The organism is Stackebrandtia sp. (genome assembly GCF_035643755.1).
GTDB lineage: Bacteria > Actinomycetota > Actinomycetes > Mycobacteriales > Micromonosporaceae > Stackebrandtia.
The window spans coordinates 1-4,546 of the sequence record NZ_DASQPW010000255.1 but is presented as its reverse complement, the minus strand read 5'-3'; the positions used below and the strand labels follow the sequence as shown (position 1 = coordinate 4,546).

The following is a 4,546-nucleotide window of genomic DNA, read 5'->3' as shown; positions in this document are numbered from 1 at the left end:
GGTCGCGGCTTGCACCCCCAGCAGCAGCGGCAGAGTCGGCAGCGCCGCGACGGCCAGGAAGTCCAGGGTCGCCGGGCCCGCCGCGGCCTCGACCATGCTTCTCATCCCCGCATTGTCGGCGTGTACGTACGGGCCGGGCAGCAGCGCCACGCCGGTGATCACGACGGGCAGTGCCGCCGCCGCGCCCGTGCAGACCAGGGCCCAGCCGAGCCTTCCCGTGCGCAGCAAGCGAATCGCGGCGGCCAGCACCGCCACCAGGACGATCGTCCCGCCCGCCGCGGCCAGCGGCTGCGCGATGACGGGCGACAGCACCGCCGCCGCCGCGGCGGCCACCGCCGCCAGCACCACCGCGGCATAGCCCATCCGCCAGGCGATCCGCAGCGCGCGCTCCTGCACCTCGATGGGGGTGCGCAGGCTCAGCAGCACCGACCCGTGCAGGACGAACAGCGCTGTGGTCGCCGCGCCGGTCAGGATCGGCAGCGGTCCGAAGTGCACCGGGAACCCTTGCAGGGCGGCGCCGAACACCGCTCCCCAGCCGAAGGAGTTGATGAAGCCCGTCGCCACGATCAGGGTGTCCCACAGCCCGCGCGCCGCGGAGGTGCGGCTGCGCACCTGCACGGCCGCCGTGAACACCACGATGGACGCGATGAGCGGGAATGCCATGGGATACAGGGCCGACAGCATCGAGCCCTCGGTCATCGGGAACGCCGCCAGGAACAGGCCCAGGCCCGTCACCAGCCACACCTCGTTGCCGAGGAAGAACGGCCCGAGCGCGCCGAGCACCATGCGGCGCTCGGTGTCGTCGCGGGCGGTGCGGCGCAGCAGGATCCCGACGCCGTAGTCGTAGCCGGCCAGCGCGAAGTATCCGGCGAAGATCGCCGCGAGCACGCACAGGAACAGTTCAGCCATTGCTGCCTCCGATGTGGACCCGCGGGCGCTGTGCGGGGATTGGTGTGATGCCGAAGATCTCGCGATTCGGGCCGCGCGTGGCGTGGCGCCCGATCAGCCACCAGTTGGTCAGCAGCAGTGCCACGAGCATGGTGGTGAACACGGCGAACGACGCCCACATGGTGCCGACGCCGACGTGGCTGACCGCGTCGGAGGTGCGTTGCACCCCGTAGATCGCCCACGGCTGCCTGCCGATCTCGCGGGCGAGCCAGCCCAAAACGGCGGCGATGAACGGCAGCGGAAGCGCCAGCCAGAACAGCGGCATCGACCACCACAGCTTGGCGGGGAGCTTCCCGATGATGACGGGCGACAGGAAGAACATGATGACCAGCCCGAAGAACCCGATCACGATCATGTTGCCCAGGAACGCGCCCATGCCGGGGTGGTCGAACTTGCCCGGCTGGATCTCCTTGACGAAGTCGAGCTGCGGGAACCCGCTGCCCACGGCGGTGGACAGCCCGAGGAATCCCATGATGAATCCCGATCGGAACGACCTGACGAAGAAGTCTTCGTCCCTGGTGCGGCGGAACAGGTGGAACGAGCTGACCACCGTGATCACGACGCCGCCCGCCGCCAGCGCGGCCCCGCAGATGTGGATGAACGCGATGATGGTGCTGGGGTTGGACAGCAGCTGCGAGACGCTGTCCAGATCGGCCTGCCCGTGGGCCGTCATGTGGTAGCCGCGCGGAAAGTGCATGAAACCGTTGGCCACCAACACGAGGAACGCCGAGGCGAAGGCGCTGGCCCCGATCGCCCACAGCAGGCCCAGGTGCACCCACCTCGGCAGCTTCTGCCAGCCGAAGATCCACAGCGCCAGGAACGTCGATTCGAAGGCGAAGGCCACCATGGTTTCCACGGCGATCGGCGCGCCGAACACGCTGCCGGCCACATGCGACAGCCCGCTCCAGTTGGTGCCGAACTGGAACTCCATCACGATGCCCGAGGCGATCCCGATGGCGTAGTTGATGACGTACAGCAGGCCCCAAAACCGCGTCATGCGGTACAGCAGCTCGCGCTTGACGGGGTTGCGGGCCAACGCCGCGCGGGTCTCCAAGGTGACCAGCCACACGACCATGCCGAGCGTGACCAGGACGAACGTCCAGTGGATTCCCGCGGTGACGGCGAACTGGAGCCGCGCGAGGTCGAGGGCGCTCATCGCGCGTCCGACGATATGTAGCGTGCAAACATATTGGCAGACTACATGTAGGTAAGCACAGTATGCAAACGTCCCGCATGGCTGGCGTTTTCGGCGGCCAACAGGTAGATTTCCTACGTATGAGAGCCGAGACCTTGCGTGGGCACCTCGACGCGATGCTGCTGTCGGTGCTCGAGTCGGAGCCCCTGCACGGCTACGCGATCATCGAGGCGCTCAAACAACGCAGCGACGGCGAACTCGACGTCCCCACCGGCACCGTCTACCCGGCGCTGCGCCGCCTGGAGCGCGCGGGTTTCCTGCGCAGCGACTGGAGCAATGTGGGCGGACGCGAACGGCGCACCTACGCGCTGACGGGCGCGGGCAAGCGCGAGCTCACCGCCCAACGCGGCCAGTGGCGCCGCGTCGCTCGCACCGTCACGGCCTTCCTGGGAAACTGAACGCGTGACCGTGATACCCGAGGTGTGGGGCCGCACCGAAACCCTGGCCCACGCCGACGCCCTGTGCCACGCCTACGCCGAGGTCTTCGCGCCCCCGCCGTGGAGCCGCGACCCCACCATCGCCTACCACAGCTTCCACCAGCGCCTCGAAAACGACGTCGAGCGGCCCGGCTTCCGCGCCACCGTGTCCATATCGGACGGCAACATCCTCGGCTTCTCCACGGGCTGGATCACCCAGGCCCCGTTCCCGACCAGCCGTTCCTACCCCAGGGTCGCCGACAAGCTCGGCCCTGACCGCGTCGACAACCTGCTGATCGGCGCCTTCGAGGTCGACGAGATGGCGGTGCGGCACGCCGCACACGGCAAGGGACTGGGACGCGGGCTCCTGGCCGCCATCACCGACGCCGCCCCCGACGGCCGCGCCTGGCTGCTCACCTGGGACCAGGCGCCCGACGCCGTCGCCTTCTACCGCCACATCGGCTGGCACGAGGTCCCGCCGCTGCCCGGCATCCGCAACGAGGTCGTGATCTTCCTGTCCCCCAAGCACCCTGGCGCCTAAGACCGAGCGGGCGCGGCCCCCTCGGACGCAGCCAATACGTCGGGACGGCAGACGTTCGTGAACGTGTCGCTTCTTGGTTGCCCGTGCGAGAGGGAGCCGCATCTGCCGTCCCGTCGGAGGCTGGCCCCGTCGGGGCGGCAGACGTTCGTTTACTCGCCGCTGCTTGGTTGGTCGCGCGAGGTGGAGTTGGTTCCCGTCGCGCTGTCGCCGACTCCCTTGCTGTGTCGCGAATCCCGTGAACCTGTCGCTCTCTCATTGGCCGTGGCAGGGGGAGTTGCACCTGCCGCCCCGTAATCTCCTCCAGCGGCGTCGTGGCTTGGCGCGACGTGAGGTGGCTGTTGGGTTTCTCTTCGCTGCCTTGGCTCGTCGTCGTTTGGTCGACATGGCGCGATACTTCGCGCTGAGGTCTCCTGTCCATCCGATGGTGTGTCGGAAGTGGTCGGTCAGGGGTGTGCATGGCCAGGGCTGGCCGCACTCCCCGCACTTCGGTAGGACCCACAGGATTGGGAACAAGCCGAGGGCGATGACGGCGCGCAGGCGCCGTTTCGGTAGGTGTCGTTTCGGGATGTCGAATTGCTTGCCGACTTCGCGTGCCCTGTCAGCCAACGGGCCATGTGGGTACATCAGCCCGAAGCGAAGCGTGGGCGCGCTTTCGGGGTCGAACACCCGAACGTGCACGGGTCCCGTGGGTCCGTGTTCGGTGTAACTATGGACAGACACGACTGCTTCCCCTCTTCTTATTGTTGTTCTCAGGCTTGGGTAATGAACGCCTGCGCCTGTTCCAGGTCGGTGGCTGCCGAAAACAGCACTCCCAGAGCATTCGTAATGTGCTCGCTAGCGGCGATGATCAGCATCGGGTCGTTACCGAAACCGATACCGTGCCCCAACTGGGCGATACGGTTGGCCAGTTCTTCGGCGTTACCCGTGTGCATGTGCGCCTCACCTGCCATGGCGACGGCATTACCTACTGCTTCGGCGAGTTCGTCGAGTTCAGACATGAGGCAGCGCCCTCGAAAGCTGTCGGTGGGTGCGCCACAGGTTCTGTGCCTGGCGAATCAAATGCCATCTGACGGCGGGCTCGGACGCCCAGATGCCGTGCGGCAGGGAGACCTTGAGGACGGGGCGGGAGCTGTCAATGTCCTTGATCGACCCGAGATGCGAAGCGATGCCTCGGTGTCCGATCACGTCGAGATGCACCGTGAACGAACCTTCAACGGTGATGGCGAGACCTGACGCATCGACGCGTGGAACAGGCCGAGCATGATCACCACAGGGGAATCACTCATCACTGCCACCCACGTCCTGGGTTTGGTCGCCGTCGTTGTCCTTACTCGGGTTCTGGTTGGTGCTTGGTTCCTCGGCCACAGCCGATGTGGTGGGGGTGTTGTCTGCCGCCCCGTCGGGGTCGCCGTCTGCCGCCCCGTTTTCGGGTTCGGTGTTGGCAGG

At 67.2% G+C, this 4,546-nt stretch carries 6 protein-coding genes; 2 read left to right on the top strand and 4 right to left on the bottom strand.

Features of this window, described 5'->3' with window-relative positions:
* Together VE172_RS19715 and VE172_RS19710 are read right to left on the bottom strand one after the other, a co-directional pair.
* Positions 1-909 (bottom strand): cytochrome d ubiquinol oxidase subunit II (locus VE172_RS19715; RefSeq protein ID WP_324803684.1); only part of this gene is annotated, 909 nt, incomplete at its 3' end.
* Positions 902-2,104: a cytochrome ubiquinol oxidase subunit I gene (locus VE172_RS19710; RefSeq protein WP_324803683.1), complete on the bottom strand. Its 1,203-nt coding sequence runs from the start codon at positions 2,102-2,104 to the stop codon at positions 902-904. The genes VE172_RS19710 and VE172_RS19715, both read right to left, overlap by 8 nt.
* Positions 2,105-2,223: 119 nt before the next feature.
* Between VE172_RS19710 and VE172_RS19705 the strand changes: the two genes are divergently transcribed.
* Entirely contained in the window at positions 2,224-2,541 is a 318-nt protein-coding gene (locus VE172_RS19705) for a PadR family transcriptional regulator (protein WP_324803682.1), read from the top strand.
* A gap of 4 nt (positions 2,542-2,545) precedes the next feature.
* Entirely contained in the window at positions 2,546-3,100 is a 555-nt protein-coding gene (locus VE172_RS19700; RefSeq protein ID WP_324803681.1) for a GNAT family N-acetyltransferase, read from the top strand.
* 749 nt (positions 3,101-3,849) lie between these two features.
* Here the strand turns inward: VE172_RS19700 and VE172_RS19695 are convergent.
* Together VE172_RS19695 and VE172_RS19690 are read right to left on the bottom strand one after the other, a co-directional pair.
* The gene (locus VE172_RS19695; protein ID WP_324803680.1) at positions 3,850-4,098 is read right to left on the bottom strand and encodes a hypothetical protein; all 249 of its coding nucleotides are present in this window, start codon (positions 4,096-4,098) and stop codon (positions 3,850-3,852) included.
* A complete protein-coding gene (locus tag VE172_RS19690; protein WP_324803679.1) occupies positions 4,091-4,297 on the bottom strand; it encodes a hypothetical protein in 207 nt (68 codons plus the stop codon). Before VE172_RS19690 ends, VE172_RS19695 begins: the two co-directional genes overlap by 8 nt.
* Positions 4,298-4,546 lie beyond the last annotated feature (249 nt).

What these genes read in the sequence shown, in the direction of transcription:
- VE172_RS19710 (WP_324803683.1), bottom strand. Translation starts at nt 2,104, where the DNA reads ATGAGCGCCCTCGACCTCGCGCGGCTCCAGTTCGCCGTCACCGCGGGA.
- VE172_RS19705 (WP_324803682.1), top strand. Translation starts at nt 2,224, where the DNA reads ATGAGAGCCGAGACCTTGCGTGGGCACCTCGACGCGATGCTGCTGTCG.
- VE172_RS19695 (WP_324803680.1), bottom strand. Translation starts at nt 4,098, where the DNA reads ATGTCTGAACTCGACGAACTCGCCGAAGCAGTAGGTAATGCCGTCGCC.